The sequence below is a fragment of the Bacillus xiamenensis genome (assembly GCF_000300535.1).
In the GTDB taxonomy this organism is placed as follows: domain Bacteria; phylum Bacillota; class Bacilli; order Bacillales; family Bacillaceae; genus Bacillus; species Bacillus xiamenensis.
This window is the reverse complement of record NZ_AMSH01000028.1, coordinates 22740-43147: the sequence shown is the minus strand read 5'-3', so window position 1 is coordinate 43147 and position 20408 is coordinate 22740. Positions and strand designations below refer to the sequence as shown.

Sequence of the window (20408 nt, the reverse complement as noted above, 5' to 3'; positions counted from 1 at the left end):
ATTTTAGCCCTTTGTCAACAATCTGAGACTGTAAACCTCGAGTTTACAGTCTTTTTTTATTGAAAAAATAACGCCTCTCCAAACACTTCTCTCTCTATTCTCTCATTCATCTCTCTTCCTTCTGAAAAACAAGACTACTTCCAGCTAGTGAAGCATATAGTGTAAAAAAAGCTGGAGGTTCTATATGAAACAATTTCTTTTCCCGGGCATACACCCGTCAGTCGCTGCAATGGCAGGCATGAGATTTTTATCAGCGACCATTGAACTGACGGCCGCCATCCTCATTTTACTTACAAATGATGTACGTAAAGCGGTTGTCATCAATAGCATTCTAGCGATCATCGGGCCGCTCATTTTTATTATCACCATGACGATTGGAATCTATCAAATCGCAGGGCAGTTATCCTATGCAAAGCTTGTGTTTATTTTCATGGGTGTCGTGTTTATTCTTGTTGGGATTTATAAGTGAATGGCTTGGCATAATTAACGCCACACATCATACATTTTAGAGAAGAAAAAAAGGAGGGGAATTCGTTGCGGAGTTTGTTGGATATTCTCCCGCATTCGATTGGACAAGAGCTCAGCCTGCTGAAAGAAGCAGAATGGGCGCAAATAGAAGAAATCCGCATTCGCACAGATCGTCCGGTTGAATTGATGCAAGGAGGAAAACCGCGCTTTCTTTCCTATCATACAACAGGTGAAGATGCGGCTCAGCTATTAGGCAGGCTCAGTAATTACAGCATGTACACACTTGAGGAAGAGTTAAAACAGGGCTATATCACCATATCTGGCGGACATCGGGTTGGGCTTGCTGGAAAGGTCATCGTCGAAAATGGATTCGTCAAAGGCTTAAGAGATATTTCTTCATTTAATATTCGCATCGCAAAAGAGAAGATCGGAATTGCTTTGCCGTTTCTCCCTTATTTATATGAAAAACATTGGTGTAACACACTGATTATAGGTCCGCCGCAAACCGGGAAAACGACATTGCTGCGTGATCTAGCACGTCTTGTCAGTACAGGAACAACAACCATTTCTCCTAGAAAAACAGGGATTGTAGATGAACGATCTGAAATCGCAGGTTGTATAAGAGGGGTGCCGCAGCATTCTTTTGGACACCGGATTGATGTACTGGATGCGTGTCCAAAAGCTGAAGGGTTAATGATGATGATCCGTTCCATGAGTCCAGAGGTCATCATTGTAGATGAAATCGGAAAAAGTGAGGATGTACAGGCACTTTTAGAAGCGATCCATGCTGGAGTCACCATTATCGTCTCAGCTCATGGGTATTCACTGGAGGACCTATATAAACGGCCATCATTCGAGCCGTTATGGCAGTTTCGAGTATTTGATCGGTATGTTGAATTAAATAGAAAAAATGGTCCCGGCACGATCGGTCGGATGTATGACCAAGATGGACAAGAGATGAAGTATAGGCAGGGAGTGGACGTATGCTAAAGCTCATTGGCGCTATTTTCATCGTCGCGGCCACGACTTGGGGAGGATTTGAGTTTGCCAAACGATACAGCGACCGGCCTAAGCAAATTCGGCAGCTTCGGTTTGCTCTCCAATCTCTTGAAGCTGAAATCATGTATGGTCAAACACCTTTAGCTAGAGCCGCTGATCAAATTGCATCGCAAGTAGGGCCACCTGTGAATCGATTATTTGAACAATTTGCAGAAAAACTCAAAGCCGGCACCTTTTCAGCAAGGCATGCATGGAACGAAAGTTTAGAGGACGTTTGGAAAAAGACCGTTTTGAAAAAAGGCGAATATGAAGCGCTGAAGCATTTTGGAGAAACTCTTGGTCAGCATGATGTCACTGCTCAGCAAAAATATATCAAGCTGGCGTTAGGTCATTTGGAATCAGAAGAGAAAGAAGCTGAAGTTGCCCAAGCGAAAAATGAAAAAATGGTGAGGAGTCTTGGATTTTTAAGTGGATTACTACTGATTCTGTTATTGATGTGAGAAGAAGGGAGTCGAGAGCATGGGCGTTGATGTAAACGTCATTTTCCAAATCGCAGGAGTAGGCATCGTCGTGGCCTTTCTTCATACGATTTTGGATCAAATGGGGAAAAAAGAGTACGCTCAGTGGGTGACACTGCTTGGGTTTATCTACATTTTATTTATGGTGGCAACCATTGTAGATGATTTGTTTAAGAAGATTAAAGCCGTATTTCTATTTCAAGGATAGGGGAGGGCTTACAAATCGAAATCATTCAAATTGTTGGCCTTGGTTTAATTGCTACTTTTCTAGCTTTAATCGTCAAAGAACAAAAGCCAACCTTCGCCTTTATGCTTGTTGTGTTTACAGGGTGTGTGATTTTTCTTTATTTAATCGATCAAATCTATGCCATTATCTCCATGATTGAAAAAATTGCGGCAAGTGCCGGTGTCAATATGAAGTACGTTGAAACCATTTTGAAAATCATCGGAATTGCCTATATTGCAGAATTTGGCGCCCAGCTCACAAAAGATGCAGGACAAGGCGCCATTGCTTCGAAAATAGAGCTTGGCGGCAAGATTCTCATCTTGGTCATGGCGGTCCCGATTTTAACGGTCATCATTGAGACCATTTTAGGCATGATCCCGTCCATGACTTGATTGAAAAGAGGTGATGTTAATGAAACGGGTGATGGCTGTGGCGGGGCTTATCATGTTCTTTTGGATGATGGTTCCGTATGCAAATGCAGAAGAAAATGAGCCTTTATCAAGTGAAGAACCGGCCGCAGAAGAAGCGGCGAGTGGACAGGCTGATGCATTAGAGCTTCATTCCATCAATGACTTTTGGGAAAGCATATTGGACGAGTATGGCGGCTTTCTCCCTGAAAGCCAAAAAGGCACAGTGAAGGAAATGATTGATGGCGATAAAGAGTTGTCTCCCCAAACGTGGCTGAAGGCATTTGTTCATTATCTTTTTCATGAGGTCATTGCCAATGGAAAGCTTCTAGGCACATTGATTTTACTCACCATCTTTTGTTCGCTTTTGCAGCTTTTACAAAACGCTTTTGAGCAAAGCACTGTCAGTAAAGTCGCATACGCTCTTGTTTATATGGTGCTCATCATTATTGCATTAAACAGTTTTCATGTCGCCATTTCTTATGCAACAGAAGCGATTCAAACGATGAGCAGTTTTATTCTTGCTCTTATTCCTCTTTTATTAGCGCTCATTGCTTCATCAGGCGGAATTGTTTCTGCCGGATTCTTTCATCCTGTGATTTTATTTTTAATGAACACGAGCGGCATTTTTATTCAGTATGTCGTTCTTCCGCTCATCTTTTTATCCGCCATATTGAGCATTGTCAGCACGCTGACGGAACAATACAAGGTCACCCAGCTGGCTCAGCTGTTAAGAAATGTGGCGATTGGCGGACTTGCTGTTTTTCTCACCGTTTTTCTCGGCGTCATTTCCGTCCAGGGAGCATCTGCTGCTGTCAGTGACGGCATTGCGCTTCGGACAGCCAAATTTATTACAGGAAATTTCATTCCTGTTCTCGGCCGGATGTTTACAGATGCGACAGATACCGTCATCAGCGCCTCAGTGCTTCTTAAAAATACGGTTGGCCTTGTTGGTGTCGCCATATTGATCTCAATTGCGGCTTTTCCGGCGATTAAGGTGCTGTCGCTCGCCCTTATTTATAAGCTTGCCGCCGCCATTCTTCAGCCTTTAGGGGGCGGACCGATTATAAGCTGTCTTGATGTCATTTCAAAGAGTGTTCTGTATATATTTGCTGCACTAGCTGTTGTGTCACTGATGTTCTTTTTAAGTATTACCGTCATCATTACAGCTGGCAATCTCACAATGATGATGAAGTAAGGAGGGGGCACCTTTTGAGTTTTCTCACAGAATGGATCACAAGTATTATCCTATTTATTTTATTTGCTATTGTGATTGATCTTTTGCTTCCTAATTCAAGCATGCAGAAATATGCAAAAATGGTCGTCAGCCTACTGCTGATCGTTGTGATGCTTAATCCGATCTTTGCTTTATTTCGTGCCAATCCTGACCAAATTTTCTCGGAATTAATGAAGGGAAAGGAAGAAGCGCAATCAGAAGAAATAAAAAATCAGATGAATTTAGAAAAAAAAGAAATACAAGCCTCACAGCGTGCATATATTTTAAAGCAAATGGCTGTCCAACTAGAAAAAAGCGCAAAAGAGCCACTGGAGAAGGAGAGCTATGAAATGAAACACGTAGAAGTGTTGGCAGATGAAGAGCACCTTGATCAGAACATGGAGGTAGATCAATTCCGCATCAAAGCAGTCCTCTCCCCGCTCACAGGTGATGCTGTAGAAACGGTGGCAAAGGTCGACATTGATCTCTCCAGGCAAAAGGAGGAAAGCGCTGGATCGTCACCAAAAGAGATGGCGAGAGTAAAAGAGACGCTTGCGGATGTATGGAATACAAGTCCTGAACATATTGCGCTGAACATTGAGGGAGGTGACGCAGCAGATCATGAATAACAAGGACTGGAAACAAAAGCTGAAATCATTGTTCCAACCACCTGAAAAAGGTGAAGGAAAACCAAAATTAACGAAGCATCATTACTTGCTGCTTGTATTCATTATCGGCGTGTCGTTCATGTTAGTCAGCCAGATTCTCTCACCACCATCAAGCAAACAACAGGCTGCTGTTCCAGCATCTAAAAAAACATCTTCAGAGGAGCAGACGGTGTTCAAACCAGCGTCGTCAAGCAAGGAGAAAAACTCAATTGAGGATGTTGAGCAAGAGTACGAAAATCAGTTGAAAGAAATTTTAGAGACGATCATTGGTGTTGAAGATGTGTCCATTGTGGTCAATGTAGATGCGACGTCTTTAAAAGTTTTTGAAAAAAACAAATCCAATAAAAGCACAACGACAGAGGAAACAGATAAAGAAGGCGGCGTGCGAAGTGTGACGGATCAAACAAAGGAAGAAGAGATCGTCATCATCAAAAACGGCAATGAAGAAACACCTGTTGTTGTCCAAACGAAAAAGCCTGAAATTCGAGGTGTTCTCGTTGTTGCTCAAGGAGTAGACAACGTTCAAATAAAGAAAACCATCATTGAAGCGGTTACACGAGTGCTTGATGTACCGAGCCATAGAGTGGCTGTTGCCCCTAAAAAAATCAAGGAGGATTCGGAATGATGTTAAAAAAACAAACGGTTTGGCTATTAACGATGCTAAGTTTAGTTGTCGTATTAAGTGTGTACTATATCATGTCCCCACAAGGTGAGAATGCAGTGACAGTAGAAGATACGAAATCAAAAGGAATGGAAGAGAAAAAGACTGAAACAGAAAAAGGAACGGAAAAAGGCGCAGGTGACAAGTCAACTGACAAAGAAACAAATGCCAAACAAGAAGATGTTGAAACAAGTGGTGAAGAAGGAAAGGCTGTTTCAGAGCAGACAGACGATGAGCTTTTCACAACATACAGACTAGAACTAGAAGATAAGCGCAGCAAGCAGCGCGAAGAATTTAACGAAATCGTGTCTAGTGATGATGCAACAGCGCAAGAAAAAAGTGAAGCGTATGATCAAATGACAGCTCTTAGTGAGGCAGAAGGAACAGAGCGTCAGCTGGAGACATTAATTAAAACAAAAGGATATAAAGATGCTCTTGTGAGTGCTGAAGGCGATAAAGTGAGCATCACGGTTCGTTCTGATAAAAAATCAAAGTCCCAAGCAGCAGATATTATTGATTTGGTCACAAAGGAAATGAGGGGGCTTGATAACGTAGCCGTCACTTTTGAGCCATCGAATCAATAAAAAATGAACCAGCGCCCTTTGCTGAAAAGGGCGTTTTTTATGCGGTTTGGCGGCCTTTTTAAGATGCCTGAATGGAGCGTTTCATCACAATAGTAGTTGAATTCAACGAAATCCTCCTGTAAGATGGTTATAGTATGTAGTTTTAGTACTAGCCTATAAAAAAAGATAAATCCATACATAGGGGTGCAAATCCATGTTAAAAATTGAAGAAATTCATGAACTGATTAAATTAATTGACGAATCTACAATTGATGAATTTACGTACGAAAATGAAGGTGCAACAATCAAACTGAAAAAAAATAAAGAAGTCGTTCAGCAAGTTGCGGCACAAGCACCAGTGGCTCCTGTCCAAGCAGCTCCAGCTCAACAAGCTCCGAAAGCACAAGCTCCAGCTCAGACCGAAGTCCCTGCACAAGAGGCAGTTGCGTCTGAAAATCTGCATAAAATCACATCCCCAATGGTTGGCACATTTTATGCTTCTTCTTCACCAGAAGCAGATCCTTACGTGACAACAGGTTCTAAGGTGAAGGAAGACTCAGTTGTATGTATCGTTGAAGCGATGAAACTGTTTAATGAAATCGAAGCAGAAGTAAAAGGTGAAATCGTCGAAGTATTAGCTGAAAACGGTCAGCTTGTAGAATTCGGACAACCCCTCTTTCTAGTGAAAGCAGAGTAAGGAGTACGATCATGATTAAAAAGCTATTAATTGCAAACAGAGGAGAAATCGCAGTTAGAATCATCCGCGCTTGTAAAGAGCTTGGAATTGAAACCGTTGCGGTATTTTCTGAAGCGGATCGAGATGCGCTGCATGTTCAAATGGCTGATGAAGCATATTGCATCGGACCGACTGCTTCAAAAGATAGTTATTTAAATGTGACAAATATTGTCAGTGTTGCAAAGCTGACAGGTACAGATGCCATTCATCCAGGATACGGATTCCTTGCTGAAAATGCAGATTTTGCAGAGCTTTGCGAAGAATGTAATGTCATTTTTGTTGGACCAACTGCATCAGCGATTTCCAAAATGGGAACAAAAGATGTGGCAAGAGAAACAATGAAGCAGGCAGGCGTACCAATTGTCCCTGGTTCTCAAGGAATTGTAAAAGACCTTGATGATGCCGTTTCAACCGCAGCAAGTATTGGGTATCCTGTTATTATCAAAGCAACTGCAGGCGGCGGCGGTAAAGGTATTCGTGTAGCTCGTACAGAAGAAGAGCTCATCAACGGTGTCAAAATCACGCAGCAAGAAGCAGCGCAGAACTTTGGTAACCCAGGTGTTTATTTGGAGAAATTCATTGAAGACTTTAGACACGTGGAAATCCAGGTGCTTGCTGATCAGCATGGGAATACGATTCATTTAGGTGAGCGTGATTGCTCCATTCAAAGAAGAATGCAGAAGCTTCTTGAAGAAACACCATCACCAGCACTGAATGCAGATATTCGTGAGCAAATGGGAGAAGCAGCTGTGAAAGCAGCAGAAGCTGTTGAATACACAGGGGCTGGAACGGTCGAATTCATTTATGATTATAATGAAGAGAAATTTTACTTCATGGAAATGAATACCCGTATCCAAGTAGAGCATCCTGTTACGGAAATGGTCACAGGTGTTGACTTGATCAAAGAACAGATCATGGTTGCATCAGGTGAAAAGCTTTCTCTTACTCAAGAGGATGTCGTATATGAAGGCTGGGCAATCGAATGCCGTATTAATGCAGAGAACCCAGAGAAAAACTTCATGCCTTCTGCAGGTGAAATTAAAATGTATCTTCCGCCAGGCGGACTAGGTGTACGTGTTGATTCTGCTGCTTATCCGGGTTATGTGATTCCGCCATATTACGATAGTATGATTGCAAAAGTCATCACATATGGTAAGACGAGAGAAGAAGCGATTGCAAAAATGAAACGTGCGCTTCAAGAATTCGTCATTGAAGGAGTCTACACAACCATTCCATTCCACCTTAGATTGCTTGAGCATGAAACATTTGTGAGCGGTAATTTTAATACGAAGTTTTTAGAAACGTATCAAATTATGAAATAATAACAGCTTTCGGAGGTGAATGATCGTGTCAGAAAACAATTTGCTTGAAATGAACCTTGATGAAGATCAATTGGGAAAAGTGCAAATTGCGCCAGAAGTGATTGAAGTCATCGCTGGGATTGCTGCTTCAGAGGTTGAGGGAATTGCGGAAATGCGCGGCAACTTCGCTGCTGATGTGGCAGAACGCTTTGGTAAGAAAAATCACCGTAAAGGTGTAAAAGTAGATGTCTCTGATGAAGTCATCACAATTGATGTGTATTGTGTGGTTGAGTTTGGCCTGTCCATTCCAAAGGTATCCACCGCTGTTCAAGAAAATATCCGTCAAACCCTTTTAAACATGACCGCCTTAACGATTAATGAAATCAACATTCATGTGGTGGGCATTCAATTTGATACAAAAGCACCTGAGGCTGAAGTAGATCAAGAAATGTAAAAAGGGTTGAAGTGAAACCAAGGAGGCATCGCCTCTTTGGTTTTTTAAAGCCCATTTTTGGGTGAGTTCCGAATAATGATTACGTCACGCTTTGATTTATTCGTTTTTCGCCGTAGCTCGCATGGATCTTGGTGCGACCACGTTCAAAATATGTTATGATCTCTGTATGGCTTAACGACAAGCGGATAAAGTGGTTAAAGGAGTAAATGATGAAAAGAAGAACTGCAAGAGAAAAGGCGCTACAAACATTATTTCAAATTGATGTCAGCAATATTGATCCGAAAGAGGCCATTACACATGCGCTGGATGAACAAGAATCAGATCCTTTTTTCGAGGAACTGGTTTTCGGTGTGCTTGAACAAAAGGACAAGCTCGATGACATGATTTCACAGCACCTTGTGAATTGGAAACTCGATCGTATTGCGAACGTAGACAGAGCCATTTTAAGGCTGTCTGTATACGAAATGGTATATCAAGAAGACATCCCGGTTAGTGTTTCAATGAATGAAGCCATTGAACTGGCTAAAGTGTTTGGTGATGATAAAGCACCGAAATTTGTAAATGGCGTACTTTCAAACATTAAAAACGACCTAAAGCAATAGGAGGATTCGACATGACCGCAACAATCATCGATGGAAAAGAAACAGCAAAAGAAAAGCGTGAACAATTAGCAAAAGAAGTAGAAGAGCTAAAACAAAAAGGAGTCACACCTGGTCTTGCCGTTATTCTAATCGGTGATGATCCGGCCTCACTTTCTTATGTGCGCGGGAAGAAAAAAGCAGCTGAAGCCATGGGCATGCATTTTCAGCTTGATCATTTAGATGCTTCTTTAACAGAAGAAGAATTGCTTCAGCTAATCGATCAGTACAATGCGAACGATCAATTCCACGGGATTCTTGTTCAGCTTCCACTGCCAAAACATATTTCTGAAAAAGCCGTCATTGAACGTATCTCACCAGAGAAAGATGTAGATGGTTTTCATCCGCTGAATATTGGGAAGATGCTGCTTGGTGAAGACACATTCCTTCCATGTACACCAGCAGGTATTGTTGAATTGCTGAACAAAACCGGTGTCAATCTTTCTGGAAAAGAAGTAGTGGTTGTGGGACGAAGCAATATTGTCGGCAAACCAGTTGGACAATTGCTGTTAAACGAAAATGCAACTGTCACATACTGTCACTCCAAAACGGCGAACATTTCAGAACATACGTTAAAAGCGGACATTTTAGTTGTTGCCGTCGGTCGAGCAAACTTTATTAAAGCTGACCAAATTAAAGAAGGCGCTATTGTCATTGATGTAGGAGTCAATCGTCTAGAAACAGGGAAACTTGTAGGGGACGTTGACTTTGAAGCAGCAAAAGAAAAAGCTTCTTACATCACACCAGTCCCTGGCGGAGTTGGTCCAATGACGATTACGATGCTTGCACACAATACGGTTAAATCAGCAAAACGTACATTATCATAAGCTTGATCCATTCATCCACCTGCGTGCTGCCGGTGGATGAATGTGCGTTTTTGAAGAGGAGGAATACGTCATGAGTGAAAAAGCCTTTGTGACGGTCACAGCCCTTACAAAATACATAAAAAGAAAATTTGATGTTGACCCTCATTTAGAAGATATTTGGATCAAAGGTGAGTTATCAAATGTGAAGATTCATTCAAGAGGTCACGTTTACTTCACCTTAAAAGACGAACATGCACGTATGCAAGCTGTCATGTTCCAGCGTTCTGCGTCCAAGCTGCCCTTTTCACCAAAGAGCGGAATGAAAGTGTTCGTGCGTGGCGGAATTCAAGTCTACGAACCGAGCGGAAGCTATCAATTATATGCAAAAGAAATGCAGCCTGATGGTGTTGGTGCTCTTCATCTTGCTTACGAAGAGCTGAAGAAAAAGCTAGCCAGTGAAGGCTTATTTGATGCGCGCTACAAAAAAACAATTCCTGAGTATCCGGAGGTCGTTGGTGTCATTACATCCCCAACAGGAGCCGCTGTTCGAGATGTTATTACAACCATCAACCGGCGCTATCAGCAGGCCAAGATCATTGTGCTACCGGCATTAGTCCAAGGAGAAAATGCTCCGCGTTCGATTGTGGAACGGATTAAAGAAGCCAATGAAAAACAGCTTTGTGATGTCTTGATTGTCGGAAGAGGCGGAGGATCGATTGAAGAACTTTGGGCCTTTAATGAAGAAGCAGTCGCAAGAGCGATCTTCGCATCAGACATTCCAATCATTTCTGCAGTTGGGCACGAAACCGACTTTACGATTAGTGATTTCACTGCAGACATGAGAGCACCCACACCAACAGGAGCAGCCGAACTAGCTGTTCCAAGCACCGCTGACTTAATGGAACGAATCAAATCAATCGACATTCGGTTAACAAGAGCAGTAAAAAATCGAACGTCACAAGCAAAAGACCGTCTTGTGGCACTTCAATCCTCTTATGCTTTCCGTTTTCCAAAGCGATTACAAGAGCAAAAAGAGCAGCAATTCGATATGGTATTTGATCGTTTTCAAAAACAGCTGACGAGACAAATGGAACAAAAACGGAGTCAACTCGAGCGTGAGATCTATAGACTTAAACCGCTTCATCCAAAAGAGCAGCTGCTTCAGGCGAAAAAACGGCATGTCAATCAAACAGAACAGCTCATCCGAAGCATGAATGTGCAAATGAAAACAATTCATTCGCAGTTCCAATCGGTTCTTGGTAAACTAAATGCATTAAATCCACTTCAAGTGATGGAAAGAGGCTATAGTTTAGCCTATAAAGAAGATGAACTGGTTAAAAGTGTGAATCAAGTAGAAACGAAGGATCAGCTGGCCATCACAATGAAGGATGGACGTCTCATTTGTGAGGTCATTGAGAAGGAGGAGCAATCATCATGACAGAATCAAATAAACAAAAAGAAGAACAAATGACATTTGAAGAGGCGATGAAAGGTTTAGAAGAGATTGTTGGGAAGCTTGAAGAAGGAGATGTACCGCTTGAGCAAGCCATCCACTATTTCCAAGAGGGGATGACACTTTCAAAGCTTTGTCATGAGAAATTACAGCACGTTGAAAAGCAAATGGATTTCATTTTAAAAGAGGACGGTGAACTGGCTCCTTTTTCAGTGAAGGAGGCAGATGCTGGTGACAAGTAACTTAACTGAATTTTTGACAACAAGAAAACAGGTAATTGAAGATTATTTATTTACATATGTTCAGGAATTAACTATTCCAGAGGACTTGAAAGCTTCGATGCTTTATTCTCTTAAAGCAGGGGGGAAAAGACTTCGCCCTGTTCTTGTCCTTGCTCTTTTAAATGCTTATGGAAAAAGGGAAGAAGACGGCATACCAGTGGGCTGTGCGGTGGAAATGATTCATACGTATTCATTGATTCATGACGATCTTCCTTGCATGGATGATGATGACCTGCGCAGAGGAAAGCCGACCAACCATAAAGTATATGGAGAGGCAACTGCGGTTCTTGCAGGTGATGCGCTTTTAACGGAAAGCTTCCGCCTCATCACATCGCAATTATCGGATCGTGTACCAGCTGAGCAAAAGCTCAAAATCATCGATGAACTTGTAAAATCAGCAGGTGCACTTGGAATGGTTGGCGGGCAATTTGATGATATGGAAGCAGAACAAAAGCAGATCCCTCTTTCTGAACTAGAATCAATACATGCCCGTAAAACTGGAAAGCTTTTGACCTTTAGTGTGGCAGCTGGCGCAATGCTGGCAGGTGCATCTAATGATGATATCGAAAAGCTGAGAGAATTCAGCTACCACATTGGCATTGCTTTTCAAATTCGAGATGATATTTTAGATCTCGAAGGAAGCGAAGAAAAAATAGGAAAACGGGTCGGCTCCGATACAGCAAATGAAAAGTCGACATATCCTTCTTTATTAACGCTTTCAGGAGCGAAAGAAAAACTTGATGAACATATCACTCGTGCGAAAGAAATTGTCTCAAATCTTGATTTAGAGCAGCACTTGCTGCATGATTTATGCGATCTGATTGCCTCAAGAGATCATTAAAAACAGCCTAGATTTGAGGGGCTTCGAGCAATTGTGGTAAACTGTAAACAGTTTATCGTGGTGAGACAACTCTTATTCCTGAATTGGTTTTCACAGGAATGAGGCATTATATATGTAGATAGAAATTTTGTTGAAAGCGAGTTGATCCTGATTGGATCTTTTATCAATAAAAAATCCAACGTTTCTAAAAGGAATGTCAAATGCAGAATTAGAGGAGCTTAGTGCTGAAATTCGCACGTTTTTAATTGAGTCGTTAGCGAACTCTGGCGGGCACATCGGTCCAAATCTTGGTGTCGTTGAACTGACTGTTGCACTTCATAAAGTATTTGACAGCCCGAAAGACAAATTCCTTTGGGATGTTGGACATCAATCTTACGTTCACAAGCTGTTAACTGGACGTGGTGCTGAGTTTGATACACTTCGTCAATATAAAGGGCTCTGCGGTTTTCCTAAACGAAATGAAAGTGAACATGATGTGTGGGAGACTGGGCACAGTTCAACCTCATTATCTGGCGCGATGGGTATGGCGGTAGCACGTGATATTAAAGGAACAGATGAATATATTCTCCCGATTATCGGAGATGGTGCATTAACCGGCGGTATGGCGCTTGAAGCACTGAACCATATCGGTGATGAAAAGAAAGACATGATTGTCATCTTAAATGACAATGAAATGAGTATTGCGCCAAACGTCGGTGCCATTCATACCATGCTTGGCAGACTGCGTACAGCTGGCAAATACCAATGGGTGAAGGACGAGCTTGAATACTTATTCAAGCGTATTCCAGCAGTAGGCGGAAAACTTGCTGCAACAGCAGAACGTATTAAAGACAGCCTGAAATATTTGCTTGTCTCTGGTATGTTCTTTGAGGAAATGGGCTTTACGTACTTAGGCCCTGTAGACGGACATTCCTATGAGGACCTTTTTGAAAACCTTGAATACGCAAAGAAAACAAAAGGCCCTGTTCTCCTTCATGTCATCACGAAAAAAGGAAAAGGCTATAAGCCGGCAGAATCTGATAAAATCGGTACTTGGCACGGCACAGGTCCATACAAAATTGATACAGGCGATTTTGTGAAACCGGCAGCGGCCGCACCGTCATGGAGTGGGCTCGTGAGTGAAACCGTCAGAAAGCTGGCGAGGGAAGACGAACGGATTGTCGCAATTACACCTGCGATGCCTGTTGGCTCAAAGCTTGAAGGGTTTGCAAAGGAATTTCCAGAGCGAATGTTTGATGTAGGGATTGCAGAGCAGCATGCCGCAACAATGGCAGCAGGGCTTGCAACTCAGAATATGAAGCCATTTTTGGCCATTTATTCGACCTTCCTTCAAAGAGCCTATGACCAAGTGCTTCATGATATTTGCCGTCAAAACCTCAATGTGTTTATTGGTATTGATCGTGCGGGTCTTGTCGGAGCTGATGGAGAAACGCATCAAGGTGTGTTTGACATTGCTTTCATGCGCCATATGCCGAATATGGTTCTCATGATGCCAAAGGATGAAAATGAAGGACAGCACATGGTCAACACAGCCATTCAATATAATGACGGTCCGATTGCCATGCGCTTCCCGCGTGGAAATGGACTAGGCGTCAAAATGGATGAACAGCTGAAAACCATTCCAATTGGTTCATGGGAAGTTCTTCGTCCAGGGAAAGATGCCGTTATTTTAACATTCGGTACTACCATTAAAATGGCGCTGCAAGCAGCAGAAGAACTCCAAAAAGAAGGAAAATCAATTCGTGTCGTCAATGCTCGTTTTATTAAGCCGCTGGATGAAGGAATGTTAAATGAAATACTGTCTGAAGGCATTCCAATTTTAACGATTGAAGAAGCTGTGCTCCAAGGTGGATTTGGCAGCAGCGTATTAGAATATATACACGATAAAAAAACGTCACATATAAAAGTAGAACGTATGGGCATTCCAGATGAATTTATTGAGCATGGAAGTGTCGATGCGCTTCTTGAAGAAATTGGACTGACGAAAACACAGGTGGCTGAAACTTTACGTGACCTGCTTCCTGCAGCACCAAGAAAAGGAATTGGATCATGACATCAAAGAAAGAACGACTTGACGTTTTATTAGTCGAACAAGGGCTAATGGAAACGAGAGAGAAAGCAAAGCGTGCCATTATGGCAGGGATCGTTTACTCAAATGAAAACCGTTTGGATAAACCAGGAGAAAAAATCGCTCGTGATACCCCGCTGACTGTAAAGGGGAATCCTTTAAAATATGTAAGCCGCGGCGGGTTAAAGCTTGAAAAAGCACTAAAAGAATTTGACTTAACAGTTAAAGGAAAACTGCTGATTGATATCGGCTCATCAACAGGAGGATTTACAGACTGTGCACTCCAAAATGGAGCGGTCAAATCCTATGCTGTTGATGTTGGCTACAATCAGCTCGCTTGGAAATTAAGGCAGGATGATCGAGTGATCGTGATGGAACGCACCAATTTCCGCCATTCTGTTCCAGCTGATTTTACCGAAGGATTGCCAGAGGTTGCTTCCATAGATGTCTCGTTTATTTCGCTCAAACTCATTCTCCCGGCACTTAAGCATATTCTTGTGCCAGGCGGTGACTGTATTGCCCTCGTCAAGCCTCAATTTGAAGCTGGCCGAGAGCTTGTTGGAAAAAAAGGCATTGTGCGTGAACCTTCTGTACACCTCGGAGTATTAGAAGAAATGAATCAATTTGCTGCAAAAGAAGGCTATGATGTAAAGGATGTATCATTTTCACCCATTACGGGCGGTGACGGAAATATTGAATTCCTGCTTCACTTGGTGCTTCGTCCTAATCAAGAGGAAAATACGGCCCTTCCAGTTTCTGCGCTTGAGAAAGTCGTCAAGGAAGCCCATTCCGTATTGAAAGAAAAGAAAAACAGTCCTGAGCCGGCTGACACATGAGATCATTGAAATGAAAGGAATAATAGCTCGCTATTATTCCTTTTAGATTGTTGACAAAGGGCTAAAATGAACTTTATTTTAGCCCTTTGTCTTCTTTTCAGCGTGACCTGAAAACCTTTGCAGCCCTAGGAAGGACGAGTACCGGAGCGAATTTAACATTCGTGAGCACCGGTTGAGCACCGGCACGCATTATTCCTTTTTATATAGACAAAAGACGAGAATCGACAGTTTCTCACGTAATGCTTGTTTTTTGAAGTGTGCATCATATAACATAGAACGTAAAGACAAACTGAGAATGAAACGCCTACTAGGGGGGTCAAAATGAATAAAGGTCAAAGGCATATTAAGATTAGAGAAATCATTGCAAGCCAAGAGATCGAAACACAAGATGAATTAGTCGATATTTTGAAAGCCGATGGATATAACATTACACAGGCGACCGTATCAAGGGATATTAAAGAATTGCATTTAGTGAAAGTGCCAACGAACAACGGAACGTATAAATACAGCCTACCTGCGGATCAGCGGTTTAACCCGCTGTCAAAATTAAAGCGTGCTTTGATGGATGCATTTATTAAAATGGATGCTGCCAGTCATTTAATTGTTTTAAAAACCATGCCGGGGAATGCTCAGGCCATTGGTGCTTTAATGGATAATTTAGATTGGGAAGAAATTATGGGAACCATTTGCGGGGATGATACCATTTTAATCATTTGCCGCACGCCAGATGATACGGATACAGTTTCGGCCAAAATTTTAGAGCTTCTATAAAGAGATCAGGTTTACAAAAAGAGGTGTCAAATGAGTGTTAGCAGAACTAACCATTAAAAACTTTGCAATCATTGAAGAGTTAACGGTTTCATTTGAAAAAGGACTCACAGTTCTAACCGGGGAAACAGGTGCCGGAAAATCAATTATGATTGATGCTGTCTCACTTCTTGTAGGGGGAAGAGGATCATCTGAATTTGTCCGCTACGGTGAAAAAAAAGCAGAGCTGGAAGGGCTTTTTCTTGTACCAGCAGATCATCCTGTGTTTGCTTTATGCGAAGAGCAGGGGATTGACGCATCGGATGAAATGATGATTCTTCGCCGGGATATCAATCAAAGCGGGAAAAGCATCTGCCGCATTAATGGTAAGCTTGTCACCATCTCTCTTCTGCGAGAAATTGGCCGGCTGTTGCTCGATATACATGGACAGCATGATAATCAGCTATTGATGGAGGATGAAAATCATCTGCATCTGCTCGATCAATTTGGGGCAGAAGAAATTGCACCTGCTCTCATGCAATATCAAGAAGCGTATGATCAATATATGAAGACGGCCCAAAAGCTCAAACAGCTGTCTGAAAATGAGCAAGAGATGGTACACCGTTTAGACTTATTGCAATTTCAGCTGGAAGAGATTGAAGCGGCACAATTAGAGCCTGGGGAAGATGAGAAGCTTCAAGAGGAACGTCATCAAATCAGCAATTTCGAAAAGATCTACTCCTCGCTGCAAAATGCATATAATGCCTTGCGCAATGAGCAAGGAGGGCTTGATTGGGTTGGAATGGCCTCAAGCGAGCTTGAGCAAGTTTCTGACATCAATGAAGATTTAAAACAGCTCTCTGAACAAGTCTCGAACTCCTATTACCTATTAGAGGATTCGACTTTTCAAATGCGCAGTATGCTCGATCAGTTAGAATTCGACCCAGCTCGTCTTGATTTTATTGAGTCCAGGCTAAATGAGATGAAACAGCTGAAGCGAAAATACGGCACAACGGTAGAGGAAATTTTAGAGTATGCGGCTAAGATTGAAGAGGAAATAGATCAAATTCAACATCGAGACAGCCACCTGCAAACACTCAAAGACAAGCTTGATGCGTTAAGCCGAGATGCATTGCTTGAAGCGCTTAACGTTTCCGAGCTTCGCAAAAAATGGGCAAAAAAACTAGCGAAGCAAATTCAAGCTGAATTGAAGGATTTATATATGAAGAAATCGTCCTTTGATACGGCCTTTTCCGTTCGATATGCGCCATTTGGCAGTACGGATTGCCCGCTTTTAGATGGAAAGCCCGTTCAGCTCGGGAGAAACGGAATAGATCAAGCGCAATTTGTCATTTCTACTAATCCTGGCGAACCGATGAAGTCTTTGTCAAAAGTAGCATCTGGAGGAGAAATTTCACGTGTCATGCTGGCGGTGAAGAGTATTTTCTCCGCCAAACAAGAAGTGACATCCATTATCTTTGATGAAGTGGATACAGGCGTCAGCGGCAGAGTCGCACAGGCGATTGCTGAAAAAATTTATAAAGTAGCGGCAGGCTCACAAGTCCTATGCATTACGCATCTGCCGCAAGTAGCAGCAATGGCTGACACTCACCTCTTCATTTCTAAACGCTCTAAAGCTGGCAGAACACTGACGAGTGTCAAACCATTAAGTAATGAAGAAAAAGTGAGTGAAATTGGCCGAATGATTGCAGGCGTAGAAGTCACAGAGCTGACAAAACAGCATGCAAAAGAATTATTGCATCAAGCAAATGATGTCAAAACGACAGGGTAGCTGAAAAATCAGCTGCCTTTTTTATGTTGTCTGAAATTCACTGTATATACGCATGGAATCGTCTTTTTCTTTTATCAATTTATCCAATCATTTTCTACAGCTGCCGGTTATAAATCCTCGCTAAGAAGGCAAAAGTAAAGGTGTAGCCAAAACATTTATGTTCTGGTGTGGGTAAGGAGCGAGGAGAGTGAAAAATGAATGCCCGAAAAGATGAGAAAAGCCATTGGTGTTATTCTCCTTGTTTCTTTAATAAGTACAGGGTTTATGAGCATAGTGAAGGACTATATCAGCATTCCAACAAATGTCGCAGTATTTGAAAACGAGAAGCATTCGATTGAAACATCAATTGAAGCATCAGCCAATGCTTCTTCACCAGCCTTTAGTCTTTCAGACAAACAGAATCAATTTGAAGTAACAGGACAAAAGGCGGGAAAAGCCGAAATTGTTTATGATTTTAAAGGATTTCCTATTAAGAAAACAAAAGTTGACGTTCTCCCTGAATTAAAAGTCATTCCTGGAGGACAATCCATTGGTGTCAAGCTCCACTCTGTCGGAGTTCTCGTTGTCGGTTTTCATCAAATCACAACAGCAGACGGCAAAAAATCACCAGGTGAAGCCGCAGGCATTCAATCAGGGGATATGATCATTGAAATCAATGGTCAAAAGATGGAGAAAATGAATGATCTTACCCCATTTATCCAGAAAGCCGGGAAAACGGGAGAAACCCTTCATTTACTCATCAAAAGAGATCATAAAACCTTTCAAACAACATTAATACCCGCGAAAGATGCAAGTGAAGGCACCTATCGAATCGGTCTTTACATTCGTGATTCCGCAGCAGGAATTGGAACCATGACCTTCTATGAACCATCTTCTAAAAAATATGGTGCCCTAGGGCATGTGATTTCTGATATGGATACAAAAAAACCAATCGTCGTCGACAATGGTGAAATTGTCAGATCAACCGTAACATCCATTGAAAAAGGCACAGGAGGCAATCCTGGAGAAAAATTGGCCAGATTTTCTTCCGAGCGAAAAACAATAGGTGATATTTCTCGCAACAGTCCTTTCGGTATATTTGGTACGTTAACCGAAAAGCTCGAAAATCATGTAGCAGATCAACCACTCCCAGTCGCTTTATCGAATGAAGTAAAAGAAGGACCAGCAGAAATACTAACCGTTGTGGACCATGATAAAGTGGAGAAGTTTGATATTAAAATCGTCAGCACAACACCACAAAAATTTCCGGCAACAAAAGGAATGGTGCTGAAAGTAACGGATGAACGTTTATTAAGCAAAACGGGCGGCATTGTTCAAGGAATGAGCGGAAGCCCTATTATTCAAAATGGCAAAGTCATTGGAGCGGTCACTCACGTCTTCGTCAATGACCCGACAAGCGGGTATGGCGTACACATCGAGTGGATGCTGTCAGAAGCAGGAATTGACCTATATCAGAAAAACAAAAAAGCAAGCTGATCAAAAACTGCCGTGAATTTTTCGGCAGTTTTTTTCTCCCCTTTCTTTCTCTTTCCGCATGTTATAAAATAAGGAAAAAGAGATTTTTCGACAAAATGGAAAACAGCATGTTGTCAAATTGCGATAATCGTCGATTCATTAAGAAAAACGTAGAAAAAGCTAGATAATGCTCTATTATTCGGAAAATGAAAGTTTTTTAAAGGGGATAGCATGGTTTTGTCGAATTGAACACTCAGAAGAGAAATGCAAAAGACTAAAGGAATCGACATTGGGGAGGAAAGAACGTGGAGAAAATTAAAGTGTGTGTAGCTGATGACAATCGAGAACTTGTTGGCCTTTTGACAGAGTATATTGAGGGACAGGAAGATATGGAAGTACTTGGCGTGGCATATAATGGTCAGGAGTGTCTGACATTATTTAAAGATAAAGAGCCGGACGTTCTTCTCTTAGATATTATCATGCCTCATTTAGACGGTCTTGCTGTACTGGAACGACTTCGTGAAAACACTGATATGACCAAGCAGCCAAGTGTGATTATGCTAACGGCGTTTGGGCAAGAAGATGTAACGAAAAAAGCAGTCGATTTAGGCGCATCCTATTTCATTTTAAAGCCATTTGATATGGAAAACTTAGTAGGTCATATTCGTCAAGTCAGTGGAAACGGCACACAAATCACCCATCGATCTTCTTCTATCCAAAACAGTGTCCTTCGTAACAAACCTGAACCTAAACGTAAAAACTTAGATGCGAGCATTACGACGATTATTCATGAAATTGGCGTGCCAGCTCATATTAAAGGATATTTATACTTAAGAGAAGCCATTTCGATGGTGTACAATGACATTGAACTTCTCGGCAGTATCACAAAAGTATTGTATCCAGACATTGCGAAGAAATTTAACACGACAGCCAGCAGAGTAGAACGAGCCATTCGTCATGCCATTGAAGTTGCTTGGAGCAGAGGGAACATTGATTCCATTTCCTCACTCTTTGGTTACACAGTCAGTATGTCAAAAGCCAAACCGACCAATTCAGAATTTATTGCTATGGTGGCTGATCGTCTGCGTTTAGAGCATAGAGCTAGCTAAATATATGAACATGAAAAAACGTTTCTTCATTGAGGCGTTTTTTTATTTTTAAAAAACATTGTCAAAAAATGGTTAAATTGATAAAATCATCTTATGTTTAAATTGGACAAACGGGCAGCTTTATTTTCAGAATAAAATGAAAAATAAAGCATGAAAGAAATCAAT

Annotated in this window: 23 protein-coding genes; all 23 read left to right on the top strand. The window is 41.9% G+C overall.

What is annotated here, in order from left to right; genetic code table 11:
• Positions 1-184 precede the first annotated feature (184 nt).
• The 23 genes from BA1_RS10560 to spo0A all read left to right on the top strand — a co-directional run bounded on the left by BA1_RS10560 (position 185) and on the right by spo0A (position 20243).
• A complete protein-coding gene (locus tag BA1_RS10560; protein WP_008358631.1) occupies positions 185-469 on the top strand; it encodes a YqhV family protein in 285 nt (94 codons plus the stop codon).
• 65 nt (positions 470-534) lie between these two features.
• On the top strand, positions 535-1458 hold the full coding sequence (gene spoIIIAA / locus BA1_RS10555) for a stage III sporulation protein AA (RefSeq protein WP_034739100.1): 924 nt from the start codon (positions 535-537) through the stop codon (positions 1456-1458).
• Entirely contained in the window at positions 1452-1967 is a 516-nt protein-coding gene (gene spoIIIAB, locus BA1_RS10550; protein WP_008358628.1) for a stage III sporulation protein SpoIIIAB, read from the top strand. The genes spoIIIAA and spoIIIAB overlap by 7 nt, the downstream gene beginning before the upstream one ends.
• A 19-nt stretch (positions 1968-1986) precedes the next feature.
• On the top strand, positions 1987-2193 hold the full coding sequence (gene spoIIIAC / locus BA1_RS10545; RefSeq protein ID WP_003153142.1) for a stage III sporulation protein AC: 207 nt from the start codon (positions 1987-1989) through the stop codon (positions 2191-2193).
• Positions 2190-2603: a stage III sporulation protein AD gene (gene spoIIIAD, locus BA1_RS10540; protein ID WP_087978339.1), complete on the top strand. Its 414-nt coding sequence runs from the start codon at positions 2190-2192 to the stop codon at positions 2601-2603. The genes spoIIIAC and spoIIIAD overlap by 4 nt, the downstream gene beginning before the upstream one ends.
• A gap of 31 nt (positions 2604-2634) precedes the next feature.
• On the top strand, positions 2635-3816 hold the full coding sequence (gene spoIIIAE, locus BA1_RS10535; RefSeq protein WP_420196200.1) for a stage III sporulation protein AE: 1182 nt from the start codon (positions 2635-2637) through the stop codon (positions 3814-3816).
• 14 nt (positions 3817-3830) lie between these two features.
• The gene (gene spoIIIAF, locus BA1_RS10530) at positions 3831-4463 is read left to right on the top strand and encodes a stage III sporulation protein AF (protein WP_008358623.1); all 633 of its coding nucleotides are present in this window, start codon (positions 3831-3833) and stop codon (positions 4461-4463) included.
• Entirely contained in the window at positions 4456-5127 is a 672-nt protein-coding gene (spoIIIAG, locus tag BA1_RS10525) for a stage III sporulation protein AG (protein ID WP_008358621.1), read from the top strand. The genes spoIIIAF and spoIIIAG overlap by 8 nt, the downstream gene beginning before the upstream one ends.
• Positions 5127-5747: a SpoIIIAH-like family protein gene (locus BA1_RS10520; RefSeq protein WP_008358619.1), complete on the top strand. Its 621-nt coding sequence runs from the start codon at positions 5127-5129 to the stop codon at positions 5745-5747. The genes spoIIIAG and BA1_RS10520 overlap by 1 nt, the downstream gene beginning before the upstream one ends.
• Before the next feature lie 193 nt (positions 5748-5940).
• The gene (accB, locus tag BA1_RS10515; protein WP_008358617.1) at positions 5941-6423 is read left to right on the top strand and encodes an acetyl-CoA carboxylase biotin carboxyl carrier protein; all 483 of its coding nucleotides are present in this window, start codon (positions 5941-5943) and stop codon (positions 6421-6423) included.
• A gap of 11 nt (positions 6424-6434) precedes the next feature.
• Complete coding sequence (accC, locus tag BA1_RS10510) at positions 6435-7784, top strand: acetyl-CoA carboxylase biotin carboxylase subunit (protein WP_008358616.1); 1350 nt, start codon at positions 6435-6437, stop codon at positions 7782-7784.
• Between the two features lie 25 nt (positions 7785-7809).
• Complete coding sequence (locus BA1_RS10505) at positions 7810-8217, top strand: Asp23/Gls24 family envelope stress response protein (RefSeq protein ID WP_008358614.1); 408 nt, start codon at positions 7810-7812, stop codon at positions 8215-8217.
• A 209-nt stretch (positions 8218-8426) separates the two neighbouring features.
• Positions 8427-8819, top strand: a complete 393-nt coding sequence (gene nusB, locus BA1_RS10500) for a transcription antitermination factor NusB (protein WP_008358612.1) — start codon at positions 8427-8429, stop codon at positions 8817-8819.
• Positions 8820-8830: 11 nt separating this feature from the next.
• On the top strand, positions 8831-9682 hold the full coding sequence (gene folD / locus BA1_RS10495) for a bifunctional methylenetetrahydrofolate dehydrogenase/methenyltetrahydrofolate cyclohydrolase FolD (protein WP_008358610.1): 852 nt from the start codon (positions 8831-8833) through the stop codon (positions 9680-9682).
• Positions 9683-9752: 70 nt separating this feature from the next.
• Positions 9753-11099: an exodeoxyribonuclease VII large subunit gene (gene xseA / locus BA1_RS10490; RefSeq protein ID WP_008358608.1), complete on the top strand. Its 1347-nt coding sequence runs from the start codon at positions 9753-9755 to the stop codon at positions 11097-11099.
• The gene (locus tag BA1_RS10485; protein ID WP_003215880.1) at positions 11096-11356 is read left to right on the top strand and encodes an exodeoxyribonuclease VII small subunit; all 261 of its coding nucleotides are present in this window, start codon (positions 11096-11098) and stop codon (positions 11354-11356) included. The genes xseA and BA1_RS10485 overlap by 4 nt, the downstream gene beginning before the upstream one ends.
• Positions 11340-12236: a polyprenyl synthetase family protein gene (locus BA1_RS10480; RefSeq protein ID WP_193352007.1), complete on the top strand. Its 897-nt coding sequence runs from the start codon at positions 11340-11342 to the stop codon at positions 12234-12236. Before BA1_RS10485 ends, BA1_RS10480 begins: the two co-directional genes overlap by 17 nt.
• Before the next feature lie 151 nt (positions 12237-12387).
• Positions 12388-14289 carry a 1-deoxy-D-xylulose-5-phosphate synthase gene (gene dxs, locus BA1_RS10475; protein WP_008358603.1) on the top strand — a complete coding sequence of 634 codons (1902 nt, stop codon included), beginning with the start codon at positions 12388-12390 and terminating at the stop codon, positions 14287-14289.
• Positions 14286-15140: a TlyA family RNA methyltransferase gene (locus BA1_RS10470; protein ID WP_008358601.1), complete on the top strand. Its 855-nt coding sequence runs from the start codon at positions 14286-14288 to the stop codon at positions 15138-15140. Before dxs ends, BA1_RS10470 begins: the two co-directional genes overlap by 4 nt.
• 321 nt (positions 15141-15461) lie before the next feature.
• Complete coding sequence (ahrC, locus tag BA1_RS10465) at positions 15462-15911, top strand: transcriptional regulator AhrC/ArgR (RefSeq protein ID WP_008358598.1); 450 nt, start codon at positions 15462-15464, stop codon at positions 15909-15911.
• 34 nt (positions 15912-15945) lie between these two features.
• Complete coding sequence (recN, locus tag BA1_RS10460) at positions 15946-17679, top strand: DNA repair protein RecN (protein WP_008358596.1); 1734 nt, start codon at positions 15946-15948, stop codon at positions 17677-17679.
• A gap of 198 nt (positions 17680-17877) precedes the next feature.
• A complete protein-coding gene (gene spoIVB / locus BA1_RS10455) occupies positions 17878-19155 on the top strand; it encodes a SpoIVB peptidase (RefSeq protein WP_008358594.1) in 1278 nt (425 codons plus the stop codon).
• A 284-nt stretch (positions 19156-19439) separates the two neighbouring features.
• Positions 19440-20243: a sporulation transcription factor Spo0A gene (gene spo0A / locus BA1_RS10450; protein WP_008358592.1), complete on the top strand. Its 804-nt coding sequence runs from the start codon at positions 19440-19442 to the stop codon at positions 20241-20243.
• The last annotated feature ends 165 nt before the right edge of the window (positions 20244-20408 follow it).

Bases quoted from the DNA above. Each gene is read 5' to 3' on its own strand.
- BA1_RS10560 (WP_008358631.1), top strand. From the start codon at position 185: ATGAAACAATTTCTTTTCCCGGGCATACACCCGTCAGTCGCTGCAATG.
- spoIIIAB (WP_008358628.1), top strand. From the start codon at position 1,452: ATGCTAAAGCTCATTGGCGCTATTTTCATCGTCGCGGCCACGACTTGG.
- spoIIIAC (WP_003153142.1), top strand. From the start codon at position 1,987: ATGGGCGTTGATGTAAACGTCATTTTCCAAATCGCAGGAGTAGGCATC.
- spoIIIAE (WP_420196200.1), top strand. From the start codon at position 2,635: ATGGCTGTGGCGGGGCTTATCATGTTCTTTTGGATGATGGTTCCGTAT.
- spoIIIAG (WP_008358621.1), top strand. From the start codon at position 4,456: ATGAATAACAAGGACTGGAAACAAAAGCTGAAATCATTGTTCCAACCA.
- BA1_RS10520 (WP_008358619.1), top strand. From the start codon at position 5,127: ATGTTAAAAAAACAAACGGTTTGGCTATTAACGATGCTAAGTTTAGTT.
- accB (WP_008358617.1), top strand. From the start codon at position 5,941: ATGTTAAAAATTGAAGAAATTCATGAACTGATTAAATTAATTGACGAA.
- accC (WP_008358616.1), top strand. From the start codon at position 6,435: ATGATTAAAAAGCTATTAATTGCAAACAGAGGAGAAATCGCAGTTAGA.
- nusB (WP_008358612.1), top strand. From the start codon at position 8,427: ATGAAAAGAAGAACTGCAAGAGAAAAGGCGCTACAAACATTATTTCAA.
- folD (WP_008358610.1), top strand. From the start codon at position 8,831: ATGACCGCAACAATCATCGATGGAAAAGAAACAGCAAAAGAAAAGCGT.
- xseA (WP_008358608.1), top strand. From the start codon at position 9,753: ATGAGTGAAAAAGCCTTTGTGACGGTCACAGCCCTTACAAAATACATA.
- BA1_RS10485 (WP_003215880.1), top strand. From the start codon at position 11,096: ATGACAGAATCAAATAAACAAAAAGAAGAACAAATGACATTTGAAGAG.
- BA1_RS10480 (WP_193352007.1), top strand. From the start codon at position 11,340: ATGCTGGTGACAAGTAACTTAACTGAATTTTTGACAACAAGAAAACAG.
- BA1_RS10470 (WP_008358601.1), top strand. From the start codon at position 14,286: ATGACATCAAAGAAAGAACGACTTGACGTTTTATTAGTCGAACAAGGG.
- ahrC (WP_008358598.1), top strand. From the start codon at position 15,462: ATGAATAAAGGTCAAAGGCATATTAAGATTAGAGAAATCATTGCAAGC.
- spoIVB (WP_008358594.1), top strand. From the start codon at position 17,878: ATGCCCGAAAAGATGAGAAAAGCCATTGGTGTTATTCTCCTTGTTTCT.